Annotated in this window: 24 protein-coding genes; 8 read left to right on the top strand and 16 right to left on the bottom strand. The window is 46.4% G+C overall.

The window, feature by feature from the left end; all coding sequences use genetic code 11:
- Window positions 1-28: 28 nt before the first annotated feature.
- Complete coding sequence (locus tag ACHA99_RS11230) at window positions 29-949, bottom strand: LysR family transcriptional regulator (protein ID WP_393942764.1); 921 nt, start codon at window positions 947-949, stop codon at window positions 29-31.
- Window positions 950-1,134: 185 nt separating this feature from the next.
- Between ACHA99_RS11230 and ACHA99_RS11225 the strand changes: the two genes are divergently transcribed.
- From ACHA99_RS11225 to ACHA99_RS11200, 6 genes are all read left to right on the top strand, one after another.
- The gene (locus ACHA99_RS11225) at window positions 1,135-1,884 is read left to right on the top strand and encodes a 3-oxoacyl-ACP reductase family protein (protein ID WP_393942762.1); all 750 of its coding nucleotides are present in this window, start codon (window positions 1,135-1,137) and stop codon (window positions 1,882-1,884) included.
- 33 nt (window positions 1,885-1,917) lie between these two features.
- Window positions 1,918-2,250: a hypothetical protein gene (locus ACHA99_RS11220; RefSeq protein ID WP_393942760.1), complete on the top strand. Its 333-nt coding sequence runs from the start codon at window positions 1,918-1,920 to the stop codon at window positions 2,248-2,250.
- 37 nt (window positions 2,251-2,287) lie between these two features.
- The gene (locus ACHA99_RS11215) at window positions 2,288-2,716 is read left to right on the top strand and encodes a hypothetical protein (RefSeq protein WP_393942758.1); all 429 of its coding nucleotides are present in this window, start codon (window positions 2,288-2,290) and stop codon (window positions 2,714-2,716) included.
- Window positions 2,717-3,116: 400 nt separating this feature from the next.
- On the top strand, window positions 3,117-5,228 hold the full coding sequence (locus tag ACHA99_RS11210) for a protein-disulfide reductase DsbD family protein (protein WP_393942757.1): 2,112 nt from the start codon (window positions 3,117-3,119) through the stop codon (window positions 5,226-5,228).
- A gap of 136 nt (window positions 5,229-5,364) precedes the next feature.
- Window positions 5,365-6,249, top strand: coding sequence for a DsbA family protein (locus tag ACHA99_RS11205; RefSeq protein ID WP_198572442.1), 885 nt, complete (start codon window positions 5,365-5,367; stop codon window positions 6,247-6,249).
- 25 nt (window positions 6,250-6,274) lie between these two features.
- Window positions 6,275-6,799 (top strand): protein disulfide oxidoreductase, encoded by a 525-nt coding sequence (locus ACHA99_RS11200; protein ID WP_263162522.1) that lies wholly within the window; start codon window positions 6,275-6,277, stop codon window positions 6,797-6,799.
- Window positions 6,800-6,909: 110 nt separating this feature from the next.
- Here the strand turns inward: ACHA99_RS11200 and cyoE are convergent, their stop codons facing one another.
- The 6 genes from cyoE to ACHA99_RS11170 all read right to left on the bottom strand — a co-directional run bounded on the left by cyoE (window position 6,910) and on the right by ACHA99_RS11170 (window position 12,482).
- Window positions 6,910-7,842: a heme o synthase gene (gene cyoE / locus ACHA99_RS11195; RefSeq protein ID WP_259524424.1), complete on the bottom strand. Its 933-nt coding sequence runs from the start codon at window positions 7,840-7,842 to the stop codon at window positions 6,910-6,912.
- A 13-nt stretch (window positions 7,843-7,855) separates the two neighbouring features.
- Window positions 7,856-8,197 (bottom strand): cytochrome o ubiquinol oxidase subunit IV, encoded by a 342-nt coding sequence (gene cyoD, locus ACHA99_RS11190; RefSeq protein ID WP_263162517.1) that lies wholly within the window; start codon window positions 8,195-8,197, stop codon window positions 7,856-7,858.
- A complete protein-coding gene (gene cyoC / locus ACHA99_RS11185) occupies window positions 8,197-8,817 on the bottom strand; it encodes a cytochrome o ubiquinol oxidase subunit III (protein ID WP_393942753.1) in 621 nt (206 codons plus the stop codon). Before cyoC ends, cyoD begins: the two co-directional genes overlap by 1 nt.
- Window position 8,818: 1 nt before the next feature.
- Entirely contained in the window at window positions 8,819-10,798 is a 1,980-nt protein-coding gene (gene cyoB, locus ACHA99_RS11180) for a cytochrome o ubiquinol oxidase subunit I (RefSeq protein WP_173248333.1), read from the bottom strand.
- 2 nt (window positions 10,799-10,800) lie between these two features.
- Window positions 10,801-11,904 (bottom strand): ubiquinol oxidase subunit II, encoded by a 1,104-nt coding sequence (gene cyoA / locus ACHA99_RS11175; protein ID WP_393942750.1) that lies wholly within the window; start codon window positions 11,902-11,904, stop codon window positions 10,801-10,803.
- Window positions 11,905-12,092: 188 nt separating this feature from the next.
- A complete protein-coding gene (locus ACHA99_RS11170) occupies window positions 12,093-12,482 on the bottom strand; it encodes a hypothetical protein (protein WP_393942748.1) in 390 nt (129 codons plus the stop codon).
- A gap of 615 nt (window positions 12,483-13,097) precedes the next feature.
- On the opposite strand from ACHA99_RS11170, the gene ACHA99_RS11165 reads away from it, so the two are divergent.
- Together ACHA99_RS11165 and ACHA99_RS11160 are read left to right on the top strand one after the other, a co-directional pair.
- Window positions 13,098-16,745 carry an EAL domain-containing protein gene (locus ACHA99_RS11165; RefSeq protein WP_219235628.1) on the top strand — a complete coding sequence of 1,216 codons (3,648 nt, stop codon included), beginning with the start codon at window positions 13,098-13,100 and terminating at the stop codon, window positions 16,743-16,745.
- Between the two features lie 97 nt (window positions 16,746-16,842).
- On the top strand, window positions 16,843-17,319 hold the full coding sequence (locus tag ACHA99_RS11160) for a cytoplasmic protein (protein ID WP_131525512.1): 477 nt from the start codon (window positions 16,843-16,845) through the stop codon (window positions 17,317-17,319).
- A 24-nt stretch (window positions 17,320-17,343) separates the two neighbouring features.
- Here the strand turns inward: ACHA99_RS11160 and ACHA99_RS11155 are convergent, their stop codons facing one another.
- The 9 genes from ACHA99_RS11155 to ACHA99_RS11115 form a co-directional block, all read right to left on the bottom strand.
- Complete coding sequence (locus ACHA99_RS11155; RefSeq protein ID WP_173248327.1) at window positions 17,344-18,408, bottom strand: sulfate/molybdate ABC transporter ATP-binding protein; 1,065 nt, start codon at window positions 18,406-18,408, stop codon at window positions 17,344-17,346.
- Window positions 18,409-18,435: 27 nt separating this feature from the next.
- A complete protein-coding gene (gene cysW, locus ACHA99_RS11150; protein ID WP_105250678.1) occupies window positions 18,436-19,287 on the bottom strand; it encodes a sulfate ABC transporter permease subunit CysW in 852 nt (283 codons plus the stop codon).
- A 4-nt stretch (window positions 19,288-19,291) separates the two neighbouring features.
- Window positions 19,292-20,116 (bottom strand): sulfate ABC transporter permease subunit CysT, encoded by an 825-nt coding sequence (gene cysT / locus ACHA99_RS11145; protein WP_011790693.1) that lies wholly within the window; start codon window positions 20,114-20,116, stop codon window positions 19,292-19,294.
- A 68-nt stretch (window positions 20,117-20,184) separates the two neighbouring features.
- Complete coding sequence (locus ACHA99_RS11140) at window positions 20,185-21,198, bottom strand: sulfate ABC transporter substrate-binding protein (RefSeq protein ID WP_393942745.1); 1,014 nt, start codon at window positions 21,196-21,198, stop codon at window positions 20,185-20,187.
- 89 nt (window positions 21,199-21,287) lie between these two features.
- Window positions 21,288-21,461 (bottom strand): YezD family protein, encoded by a 174-nt coding sequence (locus ACHA99_RS11135; RefSeq protein ID WP_393942743.1) that lies wholly within the window; start codon window positions 21,459-21,461, stop codon window positions 21,288-21,290.
- Window positions 21,462-21,530: 69 nt separating this feature from the next.
- Window positions 21,531-22,181 (bottom strand): alpha/beta hydrolase, encoded by a 651-nt coding sequence (locus ACHA99_RS11130; RefSeq protein ID WP_393942742.1) that lies wholly within the window; start codon window positions 22,179-22,181, stop codon window positions 21,531-21,533.
- Window positions 22,182-22,440: 259 nt separating this feature from the next.
- Window positions 22,441-23,943 (bottom strand): DUF3300 domain-containing protein, encoded by a 1,503-nt coding sequence (locus ACHA99_RS11125; protein WP_393942741.1) that lies wholly within the window; start codon window positions 23,941-23,943, stop codon window positions 22,441-22,443.
- 148 nt (window positions 23,944-24,091) lie between these two features.
- A complete protein-coding gene (locus tag ACHA99_RS11120) occupies window positions 24,092-25,456 on the bottom strand; it encodes an ATP-binding protein (protein ID WP_393942739.1) in 1,365 nt (454 codons plus the stop codon).
- Window positions 25,449-26,144, bottom strand: a complete 696-nt coding sequence (locus tag ACHA99_RS11115; RefSeq protein ID WP_105250672.1) for a response regulator transcription factor — start codon at window positions 26,142-26,144, stop codon at window positions 25,449-25,451. Before ACHA99_RS11115 ends, ACHA99_RS11120 begins: the two co-directional genes overlap by 8 nt.

The following is a 26,144-nucleotide window of genomic DNA, read 5'->3' as shown; positions in this document are numbered from 1 at the left end:
AAGGTCGCGCTCAGTCGAGTCCTTTCACTTATTCTGCCTTAAATCTACTTTTTGGAGTTTTGGCTAATTCGGCCAGTTCTTCGATGATCACCCGTAGCTTGGGTTGGAGGTAAGGGGTTTTAAGCCAAATAAGGTGGATAGGTGTGTCGTCACTGGCGAGTTCGTCCAGTACCGAGATGAGTTCACCGGTTTTAAGATAGTCCTCAACTAGCCATATAGGCACTTGCGCTAAACCTACTCCCGCCAGTGTGGCCGCTAAAATGGCTTCGCAATCAGCGATTTCGTGGCGCACTGGAATATCATAGGCCTCGATGATCCCATCCTCATTTTTAAGTAACCATCGATGTTGCTGCCCGAGCGGCCAGCCGACAATGCATTGGTGCTGGCTGAGATCTTCTTTGTCTTGTGGCGTGCCAAGTCGAGCGAAATAGGCGGGAGACGCGCAGATCACTCGGCGTTGTTCCCCTAATCTGCGGGCGACTAAATCCACAGTGTCGCCGAGTTGTCCGACACGCACCGCCAAATCAATGCCGTCACTAAACAAATCGGTCGCTCTATCGTTAAAGGTAATGGATAACTCGAGCTTGGGATATTTTTGCGATAGTGATAATAGGGCTGGCAGTATATATCGCCGCCCAAAAGTGACGGGTAAATCCACTCGCACTCGACCTGAGGGAATTTGCTGTTCGCTGCCGAGTCGGCTCTGTGCATTGTCTAGGATTGCCATGGCATTTTGGCAATCTGTGAGATACGAATCGCCATCATTGGTTAAGCTTACACGCCTTGTGGTGCGGTGCAGTAGCTTAGTGCCTAAGCGGGTTTCTAATCGCACTATGCTTTTACTGAGCGCCGAACCAGTCATGCCTAACGCCTGCGCCGCTAAGGTAAAACTGCCGAGCTGGGCAACTGTGACGAAATGGCGTATCTCAACAAATTGATTATTTATCACGGCAATTAATTCCTTATAGGACTTAGTGAAGGTCATTTTAGTGACTTAATCATGGTAGGTGAATCGCGTAAGCTACTACCACAGTATGAAAATGAGCGTTAACGTACAAGCGAACGTCATTTTGTAATTGATTAAAAAGGTTTTTCTATACAATCAACCTTAACCTCCTATTGAGTGAGCAAACTATGAAATCGTCGAATAATCTGCAAGGTAAAGTGGCTTTTGTACAAGGTGGTAGTCGTGGTATCGGTGCCGCCATTGTTAAACGTTTAGCGAGTGACGGCGCAGCGGTTGCCTTTACCTATGTTTCATCTGAGGCGCAGTCGCAATTGCTGGTGGACGAAGTTATCACTCATGGCGGTCAAGCCATTGCCATTAAGGCCGACAGCACAGAGCCGGAGGCGATTCGTCGTGCCATCCGCGAGACCAAAGCGCATTTCGGTGGCTTAGATATAGTGGTCAATAATGCGGGCACGTTGATTTGGGATAGCATCGAGAACCTGACGTTAGAGGACTGGGAGCGAACCATTAACACTAATGTGCGCAGTGTGTTTGTGGCGAGCCAAGAAGCCGCGCTGCACATGAATGACGGCGGCCGGATCATCAATATCGGTAGCACGAACGCTGAGCGTATTCCGTTTGTAGGTGGTGCGATTTACGGCATGAGTAAATCGGCCTTAGTCGGTTTGGCCAAGGGATTAGCGCGGGATTTAGGCCCACGAGCTATTACGGTGAACAATATTCAGCCTGGACCTGTGGATACCGATATGAACCCTGATAATGGTGATTCATCCGAGCCCGTTAAGGCGATGGGCGCCCTAGGGCGTTATGGTAAAGCCGAAGAGATCGCCAGCTTTGTCGCTTTTATTGCTGGCCCAGAAGCGGGCTATATCACTGGTGCGAGTTTGATGATTGATGGTGGGTTTTCTGCATAAGCTTTGTCTGTATTTATCTTTTAGGCAAAAAGTTTGATTCCAGTCATTAATAAGCCTGCACAAGAGTCACTCTGGCGGGCTTTGCTTAAGTTGTGGCTAGTTATGAAAAATCAATATGTTAGAGCATTAAAACTTGTTAAGTATGATGGTAAGAACTTAGGTCGTTGTTACTCAAATTATCCGTCAGCAAAGCGCGGTTTTATTGAAATGGTGGACTATGGCTTGACTCAGGCAAGGCAAAATAATTTGCTTGTTGATGAACTATTGTTACAATCCGCCGGTCTTATCTTCAGCTATCTGTTGAAAGACACTCATTTTTTATCTTTATTATCAAAGAATAAGACGAAGGGAAATCCAAATTTCTAAGTTATCGACTAAGCAAACAGGCAACCTATGGGGCGTGATGGTGTTTACCATTCTGACCTTGTTCTGTTTGACTCAAAATAGTGGAATACTTAACTTGTTGCTCAAGGAGTCGAGCGCGCAAGCGATGTCGGCTACGTCTTTTTCTGGTGCTGGTTTTAGCGCCAACTCAGTTTTAAACTCAAGTACTGCTTTAAACAGCAGTTCAGCTTCAAACAATATGGCTAGCCACGCCGATGCTCAAGCGGCGGGTACTGAGCTGGTCAAAAGTGAACCTAAAAAATGTGAATTGTCTGAGAAATCGATCCGAACCTGTATCGACACTCCGAGTACCATCCCATTTCTTATCCTGCTGTTCCTACTGCCGTTACTTCCCCGCGCCTCCCGCGTGATAACACTGTTACCCATACAAGGTTATCAAGCTAAACCTAGGCGAATACATCTCACACATTGTCGCTTTCAAGAATAAAAACTTATTTATCAATTTGATAGGTGGGTTTGTTTAGGCATGCTTTCTCTCAGTCAATATTTGACTTTTCTCGCCAGTTTGCCGGTAGAAAAGAAAGTTAAGCGGCTGCAGAACATCCGATTTTACACATCACACCTCCCTATCTGACTGCTTGAACTTAAGCCTGCTATCACGCTGATGTTTCTTAAGCCATAACGATATTGGTAACCAGAACATAGCGTTAGCCAATATTTATATGGCCTAGAAGCAAGGTAAGCATGCACGCAGCAGCACAGAGTCTTGTTTAACTTAGTTTGGTCTAACAGCGCTTAAGTATTGCAATGGCAAATGCTGACGATATATCGAAGAGATTAATATGCAATTGAATAACAAACAGTTAATGCATATTTTGGGGGACAAAATGAGTACATTAAAATCCATGTTAACCAGATTCTGGATACTCGCCTTGATAGTGACGAGTCCGTCGCTAATGGCCGCATCGACGGGGTGGTTGGTTAATGATAATCACCCTCCAGCCAAAGTACGTTTTATGCTAACGGGGGAGGTTGATCCTGCAACGAATACTTTGCCCGCTGTGCTTGAAGTACAACTTGAGGGCGATTGGAAAACCTATTGGCGTAGTCCTGGGGAAGGCGGTATCGCGCCGACGATAAAATGGGATGGCTCACACAATCTACAGCAAGTGGATTGGAGATGGCCAGCGCCAGAGGAATTCTCATTATTGGGGTTACAAACCTTTGGGTACAAAGGTAATACTACCTTCCCATTAACCCTAAAAGTCGATGATATCGCTGCTCCAACTCAGCTGCGCGGCAAAGTGACCTTGTCGACCTGTACCACCATCTGTGTACTGACGGATTATCAGATTAGTCTCGACTTCACGCCTAATGCGCTGCAAGCGGATACCGATGCTATGTTGGCTTACAACAAGGCCGTGTCGCTTGTGCCACAAAAAGTGTTGACCCAAGAGGGCCAAAATCCTGCCATGACAATGGGTTGGGATGCCGGCAAAGGTCAACTTGAAGTCAGACTCAATGATGCCAATTGGCAGCAACCCACAGTGATTATCGATGGCGAGCCAGATACCACATTTAAGCTAGTGAGCTTAAAACCGAGTGAAAGCGATGTTAACGGCAAGCAATTGGTCGGTATTTTTAGCGGTAAAAGTTGGCTGGGTGAGCCCGAAGTCTTAGGTAAATCGCTGAACATGACTGTCGCCGATAGCGAGCGGGCGTTGGAATACAGCGCCGAGGTTAAGCCTGTGGTAATTACCCAAGAAAGCACCTCGATATTTGGCATGATTTTGTTAGCGCTTATCGGTGGTTTGATCTTAAACGTCATGCCCTGCGTGTTACCAGTGCTTGGCATGAAGCTCAGTTCAGTGGTGGCCGCGCCAGATCTTAAGCGCAATCAAATCCGCCAACAGTTCATCGCATCAGCGCTGGGGATATTGGCCTCATTCTGGTTACTCGCTGGCTTTATCTTAATGCTTAAGCTTACAGGGCAGGCGATTGGTTGGGGCGTGCAGTTCCAAAACCCTTGGTTTATCGGCTTTATGGCGCTGGTGACCACAGTTTTTGCATTCAATATGTTAGGTGTATTTGAGATTAACTTACCCTCTAACGTGCAAACCAAGTTAGCGACGACGGGCGGCAATAATAACAGCGGGCACTTTTTACAGGGCATGTTTGCGACGCTACTGGCGACACCGTGCAGTGCACCATTTTTGGGTACTGCGGTCGCCTTCGCCTTGGGCGCCGATGTACTGAGCTTGTTTGCCATCTTCACTGCGTTGGCCGTGGGTATGGCGTTCCCTTGGTTGATTGTGGCGGCATTTCCGCAAGTGGCGGGTTATTTCCCTAAACCCGGTCGCTGGATGAACACAGTCAAAGTGTTTTTCTCCGGCATGTTGCTCCTCACCAGTTTGTGGCTGATTAGCCTGTTGGCTAGCTTTATTGATGTGCTCTACCTCTGGCCCTTATCGGGTGTCATTGCACTGATATTTATGGTGTTTATGGCTAAAAAATATGGCGCGATTGCCATCGTGAGCTGCTTAGGTATCGGCATTTTACTGTCGGCGGTTATTGCATTTATGACGGTGAACCAGTGGGCTAAACCTTTACCTGCGGATCTTGCTTGGACGCCATTGGATCAAGCATTGATTAATCAGCAGGTCGCCCAGGGCAAGACAGTATTTGTCGATGTCACTGCCGATTGGTGCATTACCTGTAAGGCCAATAAAGTTGGCGTGATCCTGCAAGACCCTGTTTATAGCCTGTTGCAACAGCCGCATATTTTGCCGATGAAGGGCGATTGGACTACGCCTTCTGAGCCCATTACTCACTACCTGCAAAGCCATCATCGTTTTGGGGTGCCATTCAACGTGGTTTACGGCCCGGGTGCACCGCAGGGGATTGAGCTGCCGGAAATTCTATCGACTGACCTTGTGCTCGCTGCGATTGAGCAGGCCTCAGCGTCCCTTGAAAAGTCATCAGTAGCGGCAGAGAAATAACGCTAACGAACAGCCATTCACTCGGACATGTCATTCGGCAATATCACTGGCGAGTCTCATTCAATAGCGAGTCGAGTGGCACTCAACAAATACTCAGGTCAGGGATAACTCTGACTTAAGACAATGGAAATCGATTATGAAACAGACAATTGAAGCACAAAACATCACTGAATCAATGCAGAATACTCAAGTCATCGGAGGCACTAAGATGTCGAAATTTAGCTCTTTATTCAAACATCGCAAGTTGCAGATGTTTGCTGTCTCGGGTGTCGCCATGGCAATGCTGGTGGTTTCCTTGCCTTCGGTGAGCACCATGGCCTATGCCAAAGACAGCAGTTTATCGGCGGCCCAGCAGCAAGAGGTGCGAGCGATTCTTAAAGATGCCTTGATCAATGATCCTGACCTAATGAGAGAAGCAATTATTGCGTGGCAAGCAAGGGAGCAAGAGGGGGCCAATACAGCCATGCAAACGAGCCTAGTGACCCATCATAAAGCCATGTATGAGACCAAAAGCGATCCGTGGAAGGGCTCTGCGACACCTGAGATTGAGATGGTGTATTTCACCGATTTTAACTGCCCATACTGCAAGAAAATCGAGCCTTCGCTGAACCAGCTGATTGAAGAATTTCCGCAGTTAAAAATCATAGTTAAAATGGTGCCGCTGCAGGGCGAAGGCTCCAAAATGGCAGTCGATTTTGCCCAAACGGTTTGGTTAAACGAGCCTGAAAAGTATCTCAAGGTGAAGGATATGTTGATGTCGAGTCCGCGTGGACTCGATGCCGCCGCCATCGCTAAGGTCGCTAAACTGACGGCAACCGAGCGTTGGGTTGGCAACACAGATGAGCGCGTGGCTAAAATGGTCGATGACAATGTTAATTTAATGAATGAGTTAGGCATAGGTGGCACGCCAAGTATGATAGTGGCCGATACGCTTATTCCTGGATTAGTGCCTTACGAAGTGTTAAAAGAGCAGCTTGAAGCCGCGATTGCCGCTAAAGATAAGACGCAGAAGAGCAGTTAAGATGCCGCCAAAGGAAACTGAAAATATGAGCGCCGAACAGGTTTCGACATCTTTATCTAAACGCATATTGGGCTGGATTAAGCAGCTGGCACTTTGGCTGCTCATTGCTCTTATCGTGACCAGCGTGATGGACATCTGGCGCGGCAAAGATATCCCGCGGGATAATTTGCCGCAGCTCCAAGGGACGACGTTGGCTGGGGAAGCGCTTGATATTGCCAAGTTAAGCCAAGATCAGGCGGTATTGGTATACTTTTGGGGCACTTGGTGCCCTGTGTGTAATTTTGTCAGCCCGGCAGTCAATCAAATGTCGGCCTATTACCCCGTGGTGACGGTTGCCATGAATTCGGGGGAGGATGAGAAACTGAGAAAATATCTTCAGCATCAAGGCTATGGCTTTGACACTATTAATGATAGTGACAGCAAGATTGCCCGTGATTGGTCATTGCAGGCGACGCCAACCATTATGATCTTTAAAGAGGGTGAGCTAAAACACTATACGACAGGCTTTACTAGCCTACCCGGTATGTGGTGGCGAATGATGTTCACTTAGACGTGATGCTTCAAGGGCTGTTTTAGGAGAGAAAAAAGCGCTAATCTTGGTTAGCGCTTTTGTATTATCAACTTATTTCAGGTCTAGACAACTAGCTGAAAGCTTAGGATTTACTTCACTAAAGTGAGTAGTGGTGCCTGACTCACAACTTGGAAGTCGAGCGCCATAGTCACACTGAGCGCCGTAATAGTGATGATTGAAAAACCAAACACTTGGCGAGCCCAGCGTTGCATGTCGACGCCGTGGCGATAACCTTTTAATGCCATGGCAAGCCACCACAGGCTGGTTGCGCAGGTGACCGCCATAAAGGCGATACCTGTGTAACCCGCGAGTGGCAACAGCGCACTGACTAAGGCGAACACGGCAATATAAAGCACGATATGCAGTTTTGCTTTGGTCATGCCTTCTGCAACCGGTAGCACAGGAATATTGGCTGCCGCATAGTCATTAAAACGGAAAATCGCGATGGCATAGGAATGTGGCATCTGCCATAGGCTGAACATCAACAGCAAAATAGCCGCGCCCATGTCCATTTGCCCTGTCACGCTGCAATAGCCAACCACGGGCGGTACTGCGCCCGAGAAGCTGCCAACTAAAGTGCCATACACTGAGTTACGTTTCATGTAGAGGCTATAAACCCCCACATAAACGATGTAACCAATAACGGCAAATAGCAGGGCTAATGCATTGGTAAACAAGGCTAAGATGCTAAAGCCTAACACACCTAAGGCGAGTCCAAACGCGAGTACGTTACCCACGGCAATTTCGCCCGTGACAGTGACGCGTTTGCAGGTGCGCTGCATCTTGGCGTCGATATCACGGTCAATACAGTTATTGATTGCGCAACCCGAGGCTACGACCAAGGACAATCCCACTAAGCTCGCCAGCATCAAGACCAAATTTACGTCGCCTTTGGCGGCTAATAAAAAACCGCCAGCAACGGAAATCAGATTCCCGAAAATGATGCCAGGCTTAGTGACCTGCACATACCCTTTGAAGCGTGCTTTCCATTGCGGTGACATAAATCTGTCTTGTGTTTGCATAGACTGTTTCTCGTTACATCATCAAAGCGTTGGCTTCGAGTATGATCCACACCGACAAGCCGACGACCATGACAATAATCAGGGCGGTAAACAGGAAGGAGAAGGTATTCACTTTGCCTTCTTTCGAGAAATCTAAGTGCAAGAAGTACTTAAGATGTACCACTATCTGCACTATCGCCATCACTAGCACTAAGCTAAGGGTGGTCGCTTTCTCGAAGTGATGGGTCATTACGGCCCAAAATGGAATGGCGGTTAATATCACTGACAGCACAAAGCCCATTAGATATGACTTAATGCTCGCGGCCAGATCGTCAGTGCCATGGCTATGCTTATCAGTATGACTATGTGCGCTCATTACAGTGCTCCCAATAAATACACGACCGTGAATACACAAATCCACACTATGTCGAGGAAATGCCAGAACAGGCTTAAGCAGCTCAGGCGGGTGATGCTGCGATGACCTAAACCGGTTTTCGCCACTTCAATCATCATGATCGCCATCCAAATCAGACCTGCGGTCACGTGCAAACCGTGCATACCGACAAGGGTGAAGAAGGACGACAGGAAAGCGCTGCGCTGCGGGCCATTGCCATGTTCAATCAGGTGATGGAACTCATAGACTTCCATCCCGATAAACACACAACCGAGGGCGAAGGTCACGAGTAACCAAGCCAAGGTCGCGGCTTTGTTGTGGCGCTTAGCAAAAATTAGCGCCATGCCATAGGTAATACTACTAACGAGCAGGGCGGCAGTTTCGATCAGCACAAAGTCCAATTCGAAAATGTCTTTACCCGAAACGCCACCGTCCGTGTTCATGTAGAGCACAGCATAGGTTGCGAAAACCGAGGCAAACAAAATGCAGTCGGTCATCAGGTAAATCCAAAAACCAAACAGAGTGTTGCCACTCGTATCATGGTGTTCTTGATGATCTTCTGCGTGAGCTACTTCTAAATCTGCTGGGATTGCAATACTCATATCAGCCCCTTACTACATTGTTTAAGTGGGCATTTTCAATGCGGGCCACTTCATCGGGTTGCACGTAATAGTCGACGTCATTGTTATAGGCTCGGAATAAGAACACGATAAACGCGCCCACTAAGCCCACAATGGCTAACCACAGAATGTGCCAAATAGCGGCAAAACCAGCTGCAGTGATCCCCAGCGCCATTAAGATACCGCTTGAGGTATTTTTCGGCATATGGATTGGCTGATAGTGTTTGAGGCCTTGATAAGCCAAGCCTTTTTCTTTCGCATCGGTAAAGGCATCGATATCAGCAACCTGTGGCAGCTTAGCGAAGTTATAGAACTGGGGTGGTGAAGCGGTTGACCACTCTAACGTATGGCCATTCCATGGATCGCCCGTGGTATCGCGGTTTTGGTCGCGGTCACGGATACTCACGTAGAGTTGGATAAACTGCAGAATGATACCGACCATGATGATGCAAGCACCCACGGCGGCTAAGTAGATCCACAGGTTCCATGCTGGGTTATCCGTATGACTAATTCGGCGCGTCATACCCATAAAGCCCAATACGTACAGCGGCATAAAGGCTACATAGAAACCGATTTGCCAGCACCAGAATGACGCTTTACCTAAACGCTCATTCAAGTGGAAACCTGTCGCTTTCGGGAACCAGTAAGCAAAGCCAGCTAAGTAACCAAATACCGCACCACCAATAATAGTGTTATGGAAATGCGCGATTAAAAACAAACTGTTATGTAGAACGTAATCGGCTCCTGGTAAGGCTAATAGCACACCTGTCATACCGCCTATGGTGAAAGTCACCATAAAGCCTAGCGTCCACAACACAGGTACCGTTAACCGTAGGCGGCCACGGTAGATAGTGAACAACCAGTTAAACAGTTTTACCCCGGTTGGAACCGCAATCACCATAGTCATCACCCCGAAGAAGGCGTTGACGTTGGCACTTGAGCCCATAGTGAAGAAGTGGTGTAACCAAACGATGAAACCTAAAATTGAAATCGCACCGCTCGCCCACACCATAGAGGTGTAACCGAACAAACGCTTAGCCGTAAAGGTTGAGATCACCTCGGAGAAAATACCAAAAGCAGGCAAAATCAGGATGTAAACTTCAGGATGTCCCCACGCCCAAAATAGGTTGATATACATCATGGCGTTACCGCCACCGTCATTGGTGAAAAAGTGGAAATCCATATAACGGTCGAGCGTTAACATGGCTAACACGGCGGTTAAGATAGGGAATGACGCGACGATCAAAATGTTCGCCCAAGTACAAGTCCAAGTGAAGATTGGCATTTGCATCAGCTTCATGCCGGGGGCGCGCATCTTAAGTACGGTGGCGATAAAGTTCACCCCGGTTAAGGTTGTCCCTATGCCTGAAATTTGCAGTGCCCAGATATAGTAATCGACTCCAACCCCCGGACTGTAAGCCAGTTCTGAGAGGGGGGGATACGCCACCCAACCTGTTTTAGCAAATTCACCTAAACCCAATGAAATATTGATCAGCACAGCGCCAGAGGCGGTCAGCCAGAAACTGAGATTATTCAAGAAGGGGAAGGCAACGTCGCGGGCGCCAATCTGCAGCGGCACCACTAAGTTCATTAGACCTATCATAAATGGCATCGCCATAAAGATAATCATGATCACGCCGTGGGCGGTGAAGATCTGGTCGTAATGTTCTGGCGGCAGATAACCTGCGGCGCCGTTGGTGGCGAGTGCTTGCTGGGTACGCATCATAATGGCATCGGAGAAGCCACGAATGAGCATCACCAAAGCCAACACTATGTACATGATACCGAGGCGTTTATGGTCAACTGAGGTTAACCAATTATTCCAGAGTACGCTCCATTTTTTGTGTTTAGTGATCAAGGCTGCGATATACAAACCTACCACAGCGACGACCGCTAGGGTCACCATGATGATGGGCTCGTGATACGGAATCGCATCTAAGCTTAATTTACCGAGAAATGACATGATTACTCCGCCTCCACTTTGTGAGTGGATGAGTGCTCTAAGGATGAAGGTTCTGTGGATGAGTCTTGTGTTGATGACGGTACAGAAGGTGTTGAGCTATCCATGTCGGCCATGTTCTGTGTATTTTCCATCGCGTGCTCGCCTGCCATATGTGCCATGTCGTGCATACCTTTCATGTCTGCCATGTCAGATGTGTGCTCAGTGCCCATGTGTTCCATGCCTGCGTGCATGTCCATTCCTTCGTGACCTTTCATGCCCTCATGTGAGTCCATGTGCATGTATTGCATCACGATTTGGTCAAACATCCCTTTGCTGACTGAGCCAAAGTATTCAACCGGATTGTATTCACTCGGTTTAGCCAGTGTGGCGTAGGCCGCTGAGTCCAATGTCTTGCCCTGTTGTTTTAACTTGGCAACCCATGCATCGAAGTCGGCAGGTGTTTGAGTAGCAATCGCTTTAAACTTCATGCCCGCAAATCCGGCGCCGCTGTAGTTAGCAGAGATACCGTCGAAGGTGCCTGGCTCGTTAGCGATCAAATGCAATTTAGTGGTCATGCCCGCCATAGAATAAATCTGGCTGCCTAACTGAGGGATGAAGAAGGAGTTCATCGCAGTGTCAGAGGTGATCTTAAAGTTCACCGGCACATTGGCAGGGAACGCCAACTCATTGACCGATGCCACGCCTTGTTCTGGATAAATGAATAACCATTTCCAGTCCAGCGACACCACTTCAACCGTGACGGGTTTAGCTTCGTGATCTAAAGGTTTGTATGGATCAAGATCATGGGTCGAACCCCAAGTGATCACACCTAGCACTATCACGATCACAATCGGTACTATCCACACGACGGTTTCAATCGCCGTTGAGTGTGCCCATTTAGGCGCATAGATTTCCTGATCACGGCCATCGCGGTATTTCCACGCGAAGTACAATGTCATGGCAATCACAGGGATAACGACAATGAGCATGAGTAGGGTGGCGACGATAATCAGGTGTTTTTCATCGATACCGATTTGGCCCTTAGGGTCCAATACTCCGCCATCACAACCCGCGAGCATGAGTGCTACTGCCGCGATTGCTGCTTTACTTAATTTTCGAATTAACAAAGGAAGATTCCTCTAACCCTAAGGTTTACAACTCTGCCAAGCGTTAACCGGCAGTCGCACTAAGCGGCGTTATCTGAGCGCAAATCCTGAGACCCAAGAGGCATGACACAAAATGTGCCGCCATCCCGAGGCAAATCGAAGATCCGCTTTCAGCGCTTAATGCTTAATTTGAATTTAAAAACAGAGTGTTAAAATGGCGGAGCGCGACAACCGTGGGCGGTATGTTCGAGGGATTTTAGCCTTGTGGGGGCTAAAAAAAGTGAAGCGTTAGTTAAATCGAGATGATTGAAAAATTTGAAGCAGCAGTCGATTAAATGCCATAACTGCAGAATAACGAGGGGATTGAGTAATAACAGGCTGAGCAAACTAGCGCCGATAAACTCGGCTAAAAAGCCATTGCTGAGGCTGATTAATTCACTAATATCGATACAACCGCCGATCAACACGGATAAAACGTCAGCAATAGGCAGCACAAACAATAACCCGAAAAACAGGGTTAGATTTGTCATGCTAAAGGTTGAAAGCCGAATAGTTAGGTTCAATCTTTCAACAATGAATTGGCTAAGAGCTAATTTCAATTAATGAGTCCGGCTGAACGGGAAAAGGAGTCAGTTGGCAGAACAAAAAATATTCAGCATGTAACTTTTTTATGCGGCAGGAGGATACCAAGAAGCGGCTATTGAATGAAAGCGGATCCCCGTAGTAAAAGGACTTAAGTATTAAAAAAACCTTAATTAAAACTAAATAGGATCATTAATTTTACAAAATTAACGGTATTTAAACTGATTTTGTTCTCATAAAATAAAAAATTGTGAAGCCTCTCATTTATTCATTTTGACTAAAGTTGATTTGCTTGTGGTGTCATTGAGTTGATTATAGCCCCTATAAACATGTTAGCTTTACCCGCAAAAAGACTAAGCTTAACTTCTATGGCGGGGCTAATGTTGCCGATAGTTGTCTTGATGGGTTAGCTTGTTTGTCGCAAGATTGGGCTCGCCAAGTTTAGCTGTGTGATTAAGTGCATTTGAGATCGGCATCCCAAATAAAAACATCACGTTAAATGAGTGATTGTGTCAGTCATTTACGCTATTTACATTAGATAAACCGATTATTAAACTGTGAACTTATCTCGCCCCTGATATGTGCTTGAGATTGAGCCTGTGAGTAGGGCATGATGCTTCTCAATTCTCGAAGTGCGTCAGCATGAAGGACTACACATAAAGTCATTTATCCCATACCTTAAGGTAAACATTTTCATCGCCTTAGCTTACGTTATTGTAGGTAAAATTGGTTTGATGATTGCTTTGCCGCCTGGATATTCTGCTGCAATTTGGCCTGCCGCAGGTATTGCCATTGCCGCTTGTGTTTTATGGAAGGAATATGCGCCTTGGATTGGCGTGTTCATTGGTTCTTTGTTGATTAATCTCAACATCAGCGGACATATCCATTGGGGGTGGTTGCCCTTTGCGATTTCAATTGGCTCATCTATACAGGCAGTGCTTTCTGCCTATGTTCTTGGGCGGGTCGATCATTTATTCACCCTAGATAATCCTAACGCCGTCATTAAATCCTGCTTGAGTTTAGCTTTAACTTGTACTGTAGCGACTGTTTTTGGCAATTTCTCCTTAGTGATTAACGGTACGATTCCACAGTCCGATTTACTGGGTAGTTTAATAAATTGGTGGACTGGGGATTTGCTCGGTGCCGTGATATTTATCCCTCTGACTATGTTGTTGTTTGATAAGCGAGTTATTTGGCGTTCTCGCCGCATTCAGACGGGTGTGCCTTTGCTGGTGGGCTTTTTATTTTGCGTGGGGATTTATTACTACTCAGATATGAATCAGCGCCAACAGTTACGGGATAAGTTTCTGGTTCAATCTAATGCGATTATTAGCAATATTGAAAGTTTTCAAGATGCTAACCTCCAACAAATTGTTGCCTTAGCAAGCTTGTTCGATAATAGCGAGCAGGTTTCTGAGGATGAGTTTGTACAGTTTGGCAAACGCAATATGTTGATGAAGGATGGCTTTAGAGCTTGGTCTTGGTCACCGCTTGTGGCGGCAGCCGATCAGCAAAGTTTTGAGGCATCCATTCGTTCTGTGGTTGGTGGTTCCTACAAAGTGACTCGTCCCGAAGGCTGGCAGGCGAATACTGATGGTTGGCTAGTCCCTGTGATGTATATTCAGCCGCAGATAGGTAACGAAGCGGCCTTGGGATTGGATCTCAATAGTGAGCCGACGCGAGCTGCTGCCATAGCAAAAGTGCGTGCGACGTTAGCACCCGTGATGACAGCCAAGATTCAATTAGCACAAGATCCCAATGGTCCTGGTGGCACTTTACTCATTGCACCTGCTTTTGACCGATTGGGTAAGATCTCAGGGTTTTGTTCAGCTGTAATTGATTTGCAAGGTATTATTGATGATGTTGATAGTGTAAAAGGGTTGCAGTGGCAACTGACAGATATGAGTGCGGGCGGTACCTTACTTTATAGCAATACTCAAAAATCGTTTCCCGAATTTAGCAGTAAGCTCTTCAGCGATAAAACTGGGCAGTATTTTCAGGCAAACCTGATGTTAGCGGATCGTCATTGGCATATAGTGATTTATCAATCCTATGCGGTGCTGATGGGCGATACTTTTAGCTTATCGCTACTGATGCTTCTGCTCGCATTTATCACTTGTGCGGTCGTGGGCGGCATGACACTGGTTTCCTCCGGCGAGCGTCAACGTATTGCCGAAAAAGTGACAGAAAAAACCATGGCATTGTCGAAGGAAATTGCCCGCCGTCAGGCTTTTCAAGCTACCTTGGTCGAAAGTGAGCAAAAATATCGAAACCTATTTGATAAGGCCCCAGTGGGGCATGTGCTTAAACGTTTAGACGATGGTCAATTTGTGGCGATTAACCCCGCCTTTCAAGCGATTACGGGTTATTCGCTCGATGAGCTTAATCAACTTGATCCTTGGGATCTTACCCCAAAGCGTTATCAATTAAGTGAAGAAGAGCAATTAGAGCGCTTAAAGCAGACGCGCCGTTACGGCCCCTATCAGAAGCATTATTTACATAAAAATGGCCAATTAGTGGCGGTGCGCCTCAACGGGGCTTTAGTTACTGGTGCTAATGGTGAACAGCTAATTTTGTTTATTGTCGAAGATATTACCGAGCAGGAGCGTACCGTTGCGCGGGTAAATCTCTTGGCGCAAGTATTTCAGCAGAGTGGTGAAGGCATCACGATTATGGATGCCAACGATATCATTGTGGATGTGAATAGTGCATTTTCTCAGATCACGGGTTATTCCCGAGAGGACATTATTGGTAAAAACTGCCGTTTTATAGAGGCTGAACGAACGGATAAAAGTATCGATTCTCAAGTCCGTGCTGCCCTCGAGCAAACGGGTTTCTGGCAAGGTGAAGTCTGGGACAGGCATAAACAAGGCTACGATTTCCCGAAATGGTTGATGATGTCTGTGGTGCGGGATGATTCTGGTGCCGTGAGTCACTATATTGGCAGCTTTACCGATATCAGTGAGCGTAAAGTCAGTGAGGAACGCATTCATTTCCTTGCCCATCATGACTCTTTGACCTTATTGCCTAATCGACTGAGCTTGCAGTCGCGCCTCGAAGTGGTGTTTAAGGATGCTCTGGTATCCCACAGCCAAATAGCGGTAATGTTCATCGACATGGACCACTTTAAAAATATCAACGATACCTTGGGCCATCATGTGGGCGATCAACTGTTGTTAGAAGTTGCCCGACGTTTGAAATACATCGTTGGTGATAATGATACTGTGGCGCGTTTGGGGGGCGATGAGTTTGTGGTTGCCTTGTCCGATACAAACCATGATGAAGTGGCCAGTTTAGCCGAGGCGCTGCGCAGTGGTTTGAGTCAAACCTATGTGATTAATAATCAAGCATTACATTCATCGCCAAGTATAGGGATCAGTTTATTCCCCAATGATGGTGACAGTGTTGAAGCCTTGATGAAAAATGCCGATATGGCCATGTACCGCGCAAAAGCGGCTGGACGCAATAACTATCAATTCTTTACTGCGGCAATGAACACCTTGATCACTGAGCGCCAGCATATTGAAACGGGCCTGAGGCAAGTGTTAGCAAATGACGAATTACGACTGCATTATCAGCCACAAATTGATATTAGAAGCGGGCAAGTGGTCAGTGTCGAAGCGCTTGTGCGCTGGCAGCATCCCGAATTTGGCATGATAGCGCCTGACCGTTTTATTCCCATTGCCGAAGAGATCGACATGATCATCCCAATTGGTCAATGGGTGTTAGAAACGGCGATGGCGCAGCTTGCTGTCTGGCGTGCTGCGGGTGCCACTGAGTTACGAATGGCGGTGAATCTGTCGGCACATCAACTCCGTAAGGATACGATAGTCGCCGATATTACCAATGTGCTGGTGAAGCATAAGTTGGGCAAAGGAGCGCTGGAGCTGGAGATTACCGAGAGTGTGGCGATGCAATATCCTGAGCAGAATGCGCGCCTATTAGCGGAATTGCGCCAACATGGTATCGAGCTCGCCATCGATGATTTTGGTACAGGATATTCCTCTTTATCCTATTTGAAACTCTTGCCCTTAGACAGGTTAAAGCTCGACCGATCCTTTGTGAAGGATATTGAGACCGACTCGAACGATGCAGCCATTAGCGCTGCAACTATTTCTATGTCCCATGAATTGGGGTTAACTGTGGTCGCTGAAGGGGTTGAAAACGAGGCGCAATTGGTATTATTGTCGAGTATGGGGTGCGACTTAGTGCAAGGGTTTTACTTTAGTAAACCCTTAGCGGCAGAAGAGTGTTTCCGCTTTATCCAGCGTAATTTATAACGGCAGAGTGTTGTTGTTTTTCTAATGCTGGCGCAGAGTTGGACTATACTTGAGTTTGCATTATGCATGCGTTAATCAAAATACTAAGGATGGTTTTATGCAAGTCATCTTCACTAAAGGTACTCAGCGTTATGGCCAGTTGCGTTGTGTGCGCATGGACGGTAGTGCGACACAAACCCAAATGCCAGAACAAGGTATAGCACCTCACGATATGATCCACTATGTGGTTGAAAAACGCCTGCATATTCAAGGCGCTTTCTTCTCGCAGATCAGAGCTGGCGCCGATATCAGCTTTACCTTAGAGCATAATGAAACCTCCCGCGGCATCGCTGATAAAACGGAGGTGTGGCAAACCGAATCCATAGTTGAGACCCTGCAGTCGCTACTGTGGTCGGGTGAAACGCCAACCTATGACGGCTTTATTTATCTGTTAGAGCAAGCCTGTAGCAGTCGAGACTTGGCCGTTCCTACTGTTAACCAAACAGATTTTGATCATATTCTCAATGAGATTATGGATTTGAGTGTTGAGTGGCAGGGAATGGGAGAAGGTCAGTCCTTGACCTTGAAGTTCTAATCTATTGATTAGGGCGGTGAGTGGCTAAATACCTTCCCCTAAAAAGACTTTGGTATAGCGCGGCTGGATCCAAGCGCTATCACCTTTGTTTATGCCAAGCTGTTTAAATTGCACTTTAGATAATTCAACATGGATCAGTTGGTTATCTAGCTCAGTTAGGACTTCTAATCTCACTGCTGGGCCAACTATGGTCACTAAGTCTAAACTGACTTTAAGGGCATTTTCAGTTGGTTGTGTCAGTACTTCGATTTCGTGTGGGCGCACATAGGCTAAGCCTTGTTGCTCTTCGTTAATCGTGTGCTCAGGTGAGGGAATGTGAATATTGCCTATAGTGCTATGCCCTTGTTTTACTCGGGCATGAAATAGGTTCACATTGCCAAGAAACTCGTACACAAAAGGATTGCTTGGATTATCATAGACTTCTTCTGGCGTACCTTGCTGCTCGATACGGCCTTGATTCATCACCACGATTTTGTCTGCGACTTCGAGTGCTTCTTCCTGATCATGGGTCACAAATACGGTAGTGACATTAATCTCATCGTGTAAGCGTCTTAACCAGCGGCGTAATTCTGCGCGCACTTTTGCATCGAGCGCGCCAAAGGGTTCGTCTAACAGTAGAACCTTAGGTTCGACCGCAAGCGCGCGGGCGAGTGCGATGCGTTGCCTTTGACCGCCTGAAAGTTGTGATGGATAGCGATTAGCAGTCCAATCTAATTGGACGAGTTTGAGTAATGAATGCACCTTATCGGCAATGTCTGCCTTACTCGGACGTGTTTTTCGTGGTCTGACTGTGAGTCCATAGGCGACATTTTCGAATACAGTCATATGTTTAAATAGGGCGTAATGTTGGAATACAAAACCGACACCGCGTTCACTCACATGCTGTGTGGTAATGTCTTCGCCATTAAATCTGACTATGCCACTGTCGGCCTGTTCGAGTCCGGCAATAATCCTGAGTAAAGTTGTTTTGCCTGAGCCGGATGGACCTAAAAGGGCCGTCAGCTCTCCGGTTTTGATCTCTAAATTGACCGAGTCCACGGCAACAAAATCACTAAAACGCTTATTAACTTGTTGAATGTGTATGCTCATAATGCTCTGTTCCTAAGGACTTTGCGTTTAGTTAATTTGATGTTTGCGCTCATCTTTCCACTCCACAAGGCTTTTCAGCACGATAGTGACCAGTGCTAAACCTGTGAGTAGGGATGACACGGCAAACGCGGCCGTAAACATGTATTCGTTATAAAGCACTTCTATGTGTAGCGGCATAGTATTGGTCTCACCTCGAATGCGCCCTGAGACTACTGCTACTGCCCCAAACTCGCCCATAGCGCGGGCATTACACAGGATCACGCCGTAGAGTAAGCCCCACTTAATATTCGGTAAAGTGACGTACCAAAAGGTCTTTAAACCACTGGCGCCTAAGGTGAGTGAGGCCTCTTCTTCATCTTTGCCCTGTTGCTGCATCAGTGGGATGAGTTCACGGGCAATAAAGGGTAAAGTGCCAAACATGATGACAATGACTATGCCCGGAACGGCAAAAATCACTTTTAAATCATGGGCAGCAAGCCAAGGCCCAAACCAGCCTTGGGCACCAAAGAGGATCACAAAAATCAGCCCGACCACGACGGGTGAAATGGCGAAGGGCATATCGATTATCGAGATCAGTATGGTTTTGCCTCTAAACTCAAATTTAGCAATAGCCCAAGCGATGGCGACACCAAAAATAGCATTGGTGGGTACAACAATAATTAACACTAATAAGGTGAGGCGAATGGAAGCGAGCGCATCGGGATCGGTCACGGCTTGCCACCAGATCTTGAGACCCGCTTCAAAGGCGCCGTAGAGCACAACCGCTAATGGCAAAACCAGAAACAGTGCGAGAAAGCTTAATGCGATCCCGATTAAACTCCACTTTATCCAAGGTGCCTCAGTGGTAGCTTGATAATTTACAGTCGATATTTGGCCCATAGACTTAACCTCTTTTACTCGCCCACCACTGTAGGCTATTAATTAATAACAATAAGAGGAAAGCTGCTGCGAGCATGACCACGCCGATAGCCGCAGCGCCGTTATAGTCATATTGCTCAGCTTTGGACACTATCAGTAGCGGAGTAATTTCGGTGCGATAGGGCAAATTGCCCGAGATAAAAATGACGGAACCATATTCGCCTACTGCACGTGCAAAGGCTAAGGCGTAACCCGTTAATAATGCAGGTAATACCGCAGGTAGGATCACTCTTCTTATGGTGGTTAATCGATTAGCACCGAGGGATGCAGAAGCTTCTTCCAGTTCTTTCGAAAAATCAGCCAAAACCGGTTGTACTGTTCGTACGACAAAGGGCAATCCAATGTAAGTTAAGGCGATCACAACACCAATTTGACTGTAGGCGACTTTAATACCCCATAAGTGTAAATATTGACCTACCCACCCGGTAGTCGAATAAAGCGTTACGAGCGCGATACCTGCGACAGCCGTCGGTAAGGCAAAAGGCAGATCGACTAAAGCATCGACGACTTTTTTACCAAAAAATTGATAACGTACTAACACCCAAGCGACGAGAGTCCCAAAAATGGCATTAATGCTGGCGCCAATAAAAGACGCCGTAAATGACAGCTTGTATGAGGCTACAACCTGAGGATGACTAATGGCGACCCAAAAGTCAGCCCAACTCATTTGCAGCGTAAACAGAACTAATCCGGCTACAGGAATAAGAAATAGCAAACTTAAATATAAAACTGAGAAGCCTAAGGTAATACCAAATCCAGGTAGCACAGATTTTATGACAACCTTGCTCATATCATTATTCCGTCGCGAGATAAGTGAAACTCATGGGCGGTTTCGTATGAGTGAAACCGCGTAAAAGATTACTTGCTAATCTTGGTTAAAATAGAATCGAATTGACCACCATCATTAAAATGAGTTTTTTGTGCTTTGTTCCAGCCACCAAAAACCTCATCAATGGTAAAGAGCGTCAGTTGTGGAAACTTGTCTTTGTATTGCAACGCAACGTCTGGGTTTGTCGGGCGATAAAAGTGTTTTGCTGCTAGGTGTTGTGCTTCATCAGTATAGAGATGTGCTAAGTAAGCTTCTGCTAACTTACGTGTCCCTTTGCGATCGACATTTTTATCTACCACTGTCACTGGTGGCTCGGCAAGAATACTGACACTTGGAACAATAATTTCAAATTCACCTTTTCCTAACTGCTCAACAGATAATATGGCTTCATTTTCCCAAGCGATGAACACATCGCCAATGTTACGCTGTACAAAGGTATTGGTTGCGCCACGGGCGCCTGAGTCCAGCACAGGTACGTTTTTATAAATCTGAGTGACAAACTCTAACGCTTTTTCTTCTGAGCCGTATTGCTTCAGTGCATAACCCCAAGCAGCGAGATAGTTCCAGCGTGCCCCGCCTGAAGTCTTAGGATTTGGGGTAATGACTTCTACACCTTCACGAACTAAGTCATTCCAGTCATGGATATTTTTGGGATTTCCCTTGCGAACCAATAGCACTATGGTCGAGGTATAGGGCGAGCTATTGTGTGGCAGGCGACTTTGCCAATTTTCAGGAATTAAATCCGCTTTTTGTCTTAATGCATCAACGTCATAGGCCAGTGCCAGAGTGACCACATCCGCTTCTAATCCATCGATAACTGAGCGAGCTTGCGAGCCTGAACCACCGTGAGATTGACGTATGGTTGGGGCTTTATGGCCTTGTTTTTGCCAGTATTGGCTGAAGATTTGGTTATATTCCCGATAGAATTCACGGGTTGGATCATAGGAAACATTCAATAGCGTATCTTCAGCGAGTGCGAGAAAACTAGTAGAGGCCAAAACTAAGGTGAGTGTTGCTTTTTGTAGGTGAGATAAAATATTCATACCGAAATCCTCATATTATTTAATAAGGCTTCCGGTTGACCGGTCAGCGATGTGGTCTAACTGTGTTGATTGGGTGGTAAATTTCGTTTTTATTTTGACGGTGTAACTTGGCCTAAACGAATTTTTTCTTTCTTTTCTAATTGCACTAATTTCCCATGGTGAAAGGTTAATTCCACTGTCCCAAACTCAATTCTACCCAGTAGTTTTTCTAAACTATTGACGAGCACGGGGATCACGGTTTGTAGATCTTCTTTGGTTACCATATAAGTCCTCATGTAAGTGGTTTTTGACAACGTAATTGGAATTATAATCAAATATTGATAACTAAAAAGTTACATTTTGTGATTTGATATTCTTTTATGTAATAAGTGTGTCTTTTGTGTGTTTGAGTTTACGAGATCGTTAGACTGGCTCTGAGTTGCACTTTCTATTTGATAGATAAGATTACCAATAAGCACATCAATGAGGGGCCACTGTCCATGTCCGGAATCGACATTAATGTGGCCACTTAACCCTAAGTTGATTGTTGGGAATCCAAATTTTTTTGCCAGTTTTGCAGCTTGATTAAAGGGCATCCAAGGATCGTTTTCACTGGCAATGACAAGTCCAGTGACACCTAAGGGATGTTTTGGCAACAAGTGTTTGATCGTTTGAGTGCCATCGTGTTCAGGCAGAATGTGTCCATTCTCAGAAAATCGTGCTGGTGATGCTGGCGCGACTAAAATAGCTGCTGCTACCCGCTGTGGATGATGAGCGATAGCAAGACTTGTCGCTAAACAGCCAAAACTGTGGGCGAGGATGAGGATTTCACCTTCGATTTGATCGATTGCGCGGTAAATGGCATTGGCCCAGATATGAATCTTAGGCTCCAATAGTGGTAAGTCATTGACCCATATAGCTGATTCATATTTTTGTGCAATCCAACTTTGCCAATGTAAAGGGCCGCTACCACCAAACCCTGGCACAATTAATAAGGTTGCCATATTTCATCCTCCAAGATGTGAGTTCATAAGAGAGCCAAATGACGACCGGATGAAGCCTGTTTGACTCGCACTCTGACTATATCTACAAATTTGGTTATTAAAATTGTTATTTATAGTTCATTTTGGAATATGAGATATATTTAGGGTATTAACTCTGGAGGAAGTTGCCTTTGTGAGGTGATGTTACAGATAAATAATCCATAAAAATGCCCAGTAAGAGGGTGAGTCTTCTGGGCACTCGTTTTCAGTTTATATCTTGTTATTCCCTATGACGACGTTCTTGACTTTGAGTTGATCGACCTTGGTTATGTTCTACCGAGCGAGCGGTTTGCGCATTTTGGCGTGGCTCACTTTGTCTCACTCTCACTTCTTCGCGTTGTCTAGGCGCTACTTGTCTTGGTTGTTCAATCTGTTGTGGTTCTGTACGTCTTGTTTCAGGCCGTGGCGTTTCAACTCTTGGGGTCATAGTTCTTGGTTTTTCTTGCCTTTGTGACATTGCCCTTTGTTGATCGATATTACGCGGTTGTGACTCCCGAGTTTGATATTGCCTTTGCTGCGGCTCCTTTGATGGCATTGGCTTTGACTGCACGGGTCTTGATTGCATGTCATTACGCTCCTTGTGAGTCGGCGCTTGTACCATAGTCGCTGCGCGACGCTCCTTTAACTCGGCTTGCGTTTTCTGATAACTCGGCGCGCGGTTATCACGTTCACGGCTGACGTTATGATAGTCTCTATTATCACGACTTTTATTGCCCTGATTACTCATATTACCCAGATTACTATGGGTATCTTGGCGTTCTTTAGACTTCGAATATTGGCTATTGAAGTGCTGTTTACTGCCGCTTGAGTGTGAATCTCTGCCGCGATATTTATCATCATGGTAATAGCGTTGTTTCACCACTGGATTGTGATAACTCACGCCGCGTCTATGTTCGGGTTTATGTTTCCAAGGTTGTGCGCCATGGCTAACACTGTATCTTTCCCGTGGGCGATATCGGTGTGAATGGCGATAGTCGATCACCACCACTTTATGGTTGTGCCAGTGGAACGAACTGAAGAAGTAGTTAAAGGAAATATGGATGCCCGGTGACCAGTAGAAATGGTTATGACTCGGACGATAGGGATAGCCAGCATAGCCGCCAAATTCCCAATATACAGGAGGATAAGCCACACCCCAACGCCATGTGCCGTAAACCACGCGTGGATCGTAATAGGGGACGTAGACGATTTCTCGCTTAGCGGGTTCTATGATGATCTGATTGTTGGCGCGGGTAATTGCCATGTTATCCATGTCTGCTAAGCTATTCGCTTTATCAGCCTGTTGTCTTAGGGACTGAATGCTGTTCATCACTTGGCCTTCATCTTCTAAGAAGGCTTCACCGAGTCTTTGAGTCCATTCGAGATCTTCACTCATTTTTTGCAGCAGAGTCGGGAAGGCCAGCAAGGCTTTGACGCTCGGGTCCCAGTCCTGATCTTCGGCTTGCGACATAATTTGGTCGATCGATGATTTGGGGCGCAGGGTTAACCAACGCTGCGCCTGCACTAATTCGAGTGGATAAGTTGAAGCGATAAGTATGTGGGTCAATAAGCTATCGGGATACAGGGCAATAGGCGCCAGCATTTGTTCGAGTTCGGCTTGGCTTGCCGCTGTGCTCGATCCTTGGCTCGCAGATATGCCCGCAGCCTGTGCTGTGGTAGTGAAAGGCAAGGCCACTAATGCCGCCGTTAACACTAGCCAATTCCATCGATGTAGTCTGTTCATGGTTTGCTCCAATAATCCTGTTCGAGGATGTTATGGGCATATTAGGCGTGTGAATATGAACATAAGCTGAAAGTGTTTTGCGGTTAAATATTTATTTATAGCCAAGTTTTAAGAGAAGTAATAAATCTATCACATTGAAAATAAAGACTTAAACTGAGTGTGCAAAGCTGATGCTAAATTTGGCACCACCTAAGGTTTCTGAGCGAGAGACAGAAATTCTGCCGTTATAGCTGTCGACTAAATCGCGCACGATAGCAAGCCCAATACCATTACCTTGAAGGTAGGAGTCTGCGCGAATACCACGTTCAAAGATTTGATTTTGCAGGGCTTCACTGATCCCTGGGCCATCATCTTCGATACAGATTAGCAGTTGATAGGCATCGCCTGTGACCGTTAATGTCACCGTAGACTTCGCGGCTTTACAGGCGTTGTCGAGTAAATTGCCTAGAATTTCAGTCAGATCTGCTTCATCCCCCTTGAATACTGCGTGTTCTACCATCTCGCCGCTGAGATTGATTTGTGGCTCTCGATAAATTTTAGCTAATGTGCGTAATAACTTAGCGGCGACTTCATCGACACGAATACCTAAATGCCACGAGGCCGCCGCTGCGGTTTGGGCGCGTTTTAGCTGGTGGCCAATGATCCTGCTGATCACTGATACTTGCTCACTGGAGGATTCGCTTAAGTCGGCCTGACTCTTGATCACCGCCAGTGGTGTTTTGAGGCTATGGGCTAGGTCGGCCAAGGCATTACGATAGCGTTTTCGTTGGGTTTGTTCGGTATTGAGCAAAATATTAAGCTGCCGAGCAACCGCTTGTAATTCAGTGGGGTACTGGCTACTTAGCTGCATCGACTTACCTTGCTCGACGGAATGTAGCTCTTGGGTAAAGCGTGCTAAAGGCCGCAACGTCCACAGTAACCAACTCAATTGAAACACCAACATGACTAACATTAAGATCAGCAGCCAAGTCCAAAGCTGTTGATTAAACTGATCAATTTGCTGCTGAAATTCCCGCTCGTCTTTAATGATGTGGATTGTCACAGGCACGTTTTGATTTTGGCTGGCAAAACTGACACTAAAGCTATAAATCAAATAGAGTTGATCGGCGAGCTCGATTTGCTCAAATGCGCTTTGACCCGTGGCTGGGATGGTAAAATGTGGCGGTGGCGTAATGCCCATAAAAGATTGCGAGTGCCACACTATATCTTGTTTGCCGCTGGCGTCTTCAGTGGTTGCAATGGCATACAGCCCTGATTGAATGAGGTTAAAACGATTCTCTAACACTAACTCTGGGATGGAGATTTGTTTGTTTTCGACTTCAGTCACCGCGAGAATCGAATAGACATAGGCACTGAGTTCATTCTTGGTTGCGCTTTTAACTTGTTCGGTAAAGGCATCGTTTAAGGCAACGCCGATCAAAGGTAATAACACTAAGATAAATAATAGCGCGCTGGCAACTAAGCGTGCTTTTAGGGAGTTCAACACTTGCCACGCCATGGCGCGTTTACTCATCGGCTGCTTGCCCGGACGTTAACGCTTTTAGGCGATAACCTTGGCCGCGCAGAGTTTCAATTAAGTTGTATTGATTATCTGGGTCGAGTTTTTTGCGTAACCGGCGGATAAAGACTTCGATGACGTTAGAATCTAAATCAAAATCCTGATCGTAAATATGCTCTGTGAGTACAGTTTTTGATTTGACTTCGCCTTGATGCAACATAAAAAATTCGAATAGCTTGTATTCAGAACCACTGAGATTAACCAGTTCTTCGCCTTTACGTACTTCTAGACTGCTGGTGTTAAGGCTAAAGGGGCCGTTGTAGATCAGGGGGCTGGCCTTACCGGCAGAGCGACGGATCAGGGCTTTTAGTCGTGCGATGAGTTCTTGGGGATGGAAAGGTTTCGTCAGATAGTCGTCGGCACCGGCGTCGAGTCCTTCAACCTTATCTTGCCAACTGTCCCTTGCGGTTAAAATCAGGATAGGAAAGTCGCGTTTTTGTTCACGCACGCTACGGATCAAGGCGATACCATCGAGTTTAGGCAAGCCGACATCGATAATTGCTGCATCATAGTTGTATTCGAGCGCTTGAAATAAGCCTTCTTCACCATCACTCGCCACATCGATACTGTAATGGGCATCGAGCAGATGTTGCTTTAAGTTAGTCTGTAGTTCTATATCATCTTCAACTAGTAACAATCGCAT

Source organism: Shewanella sp. S23-S33 (assembly GCF_043359565.1).
Classification (GTDB): domain Bacteria; phylum Pseudomonadota; class Gammaproteobacteria; order Enterobacterales; family Shewanellaceae; genus Shewanella; species Shewanella oncorhynchi.
The sequence above is the reverse complement of the archived record's forward strand: the minus strand, read 5'-3'. Positions and strand labels throughout refer to the sequence as shown.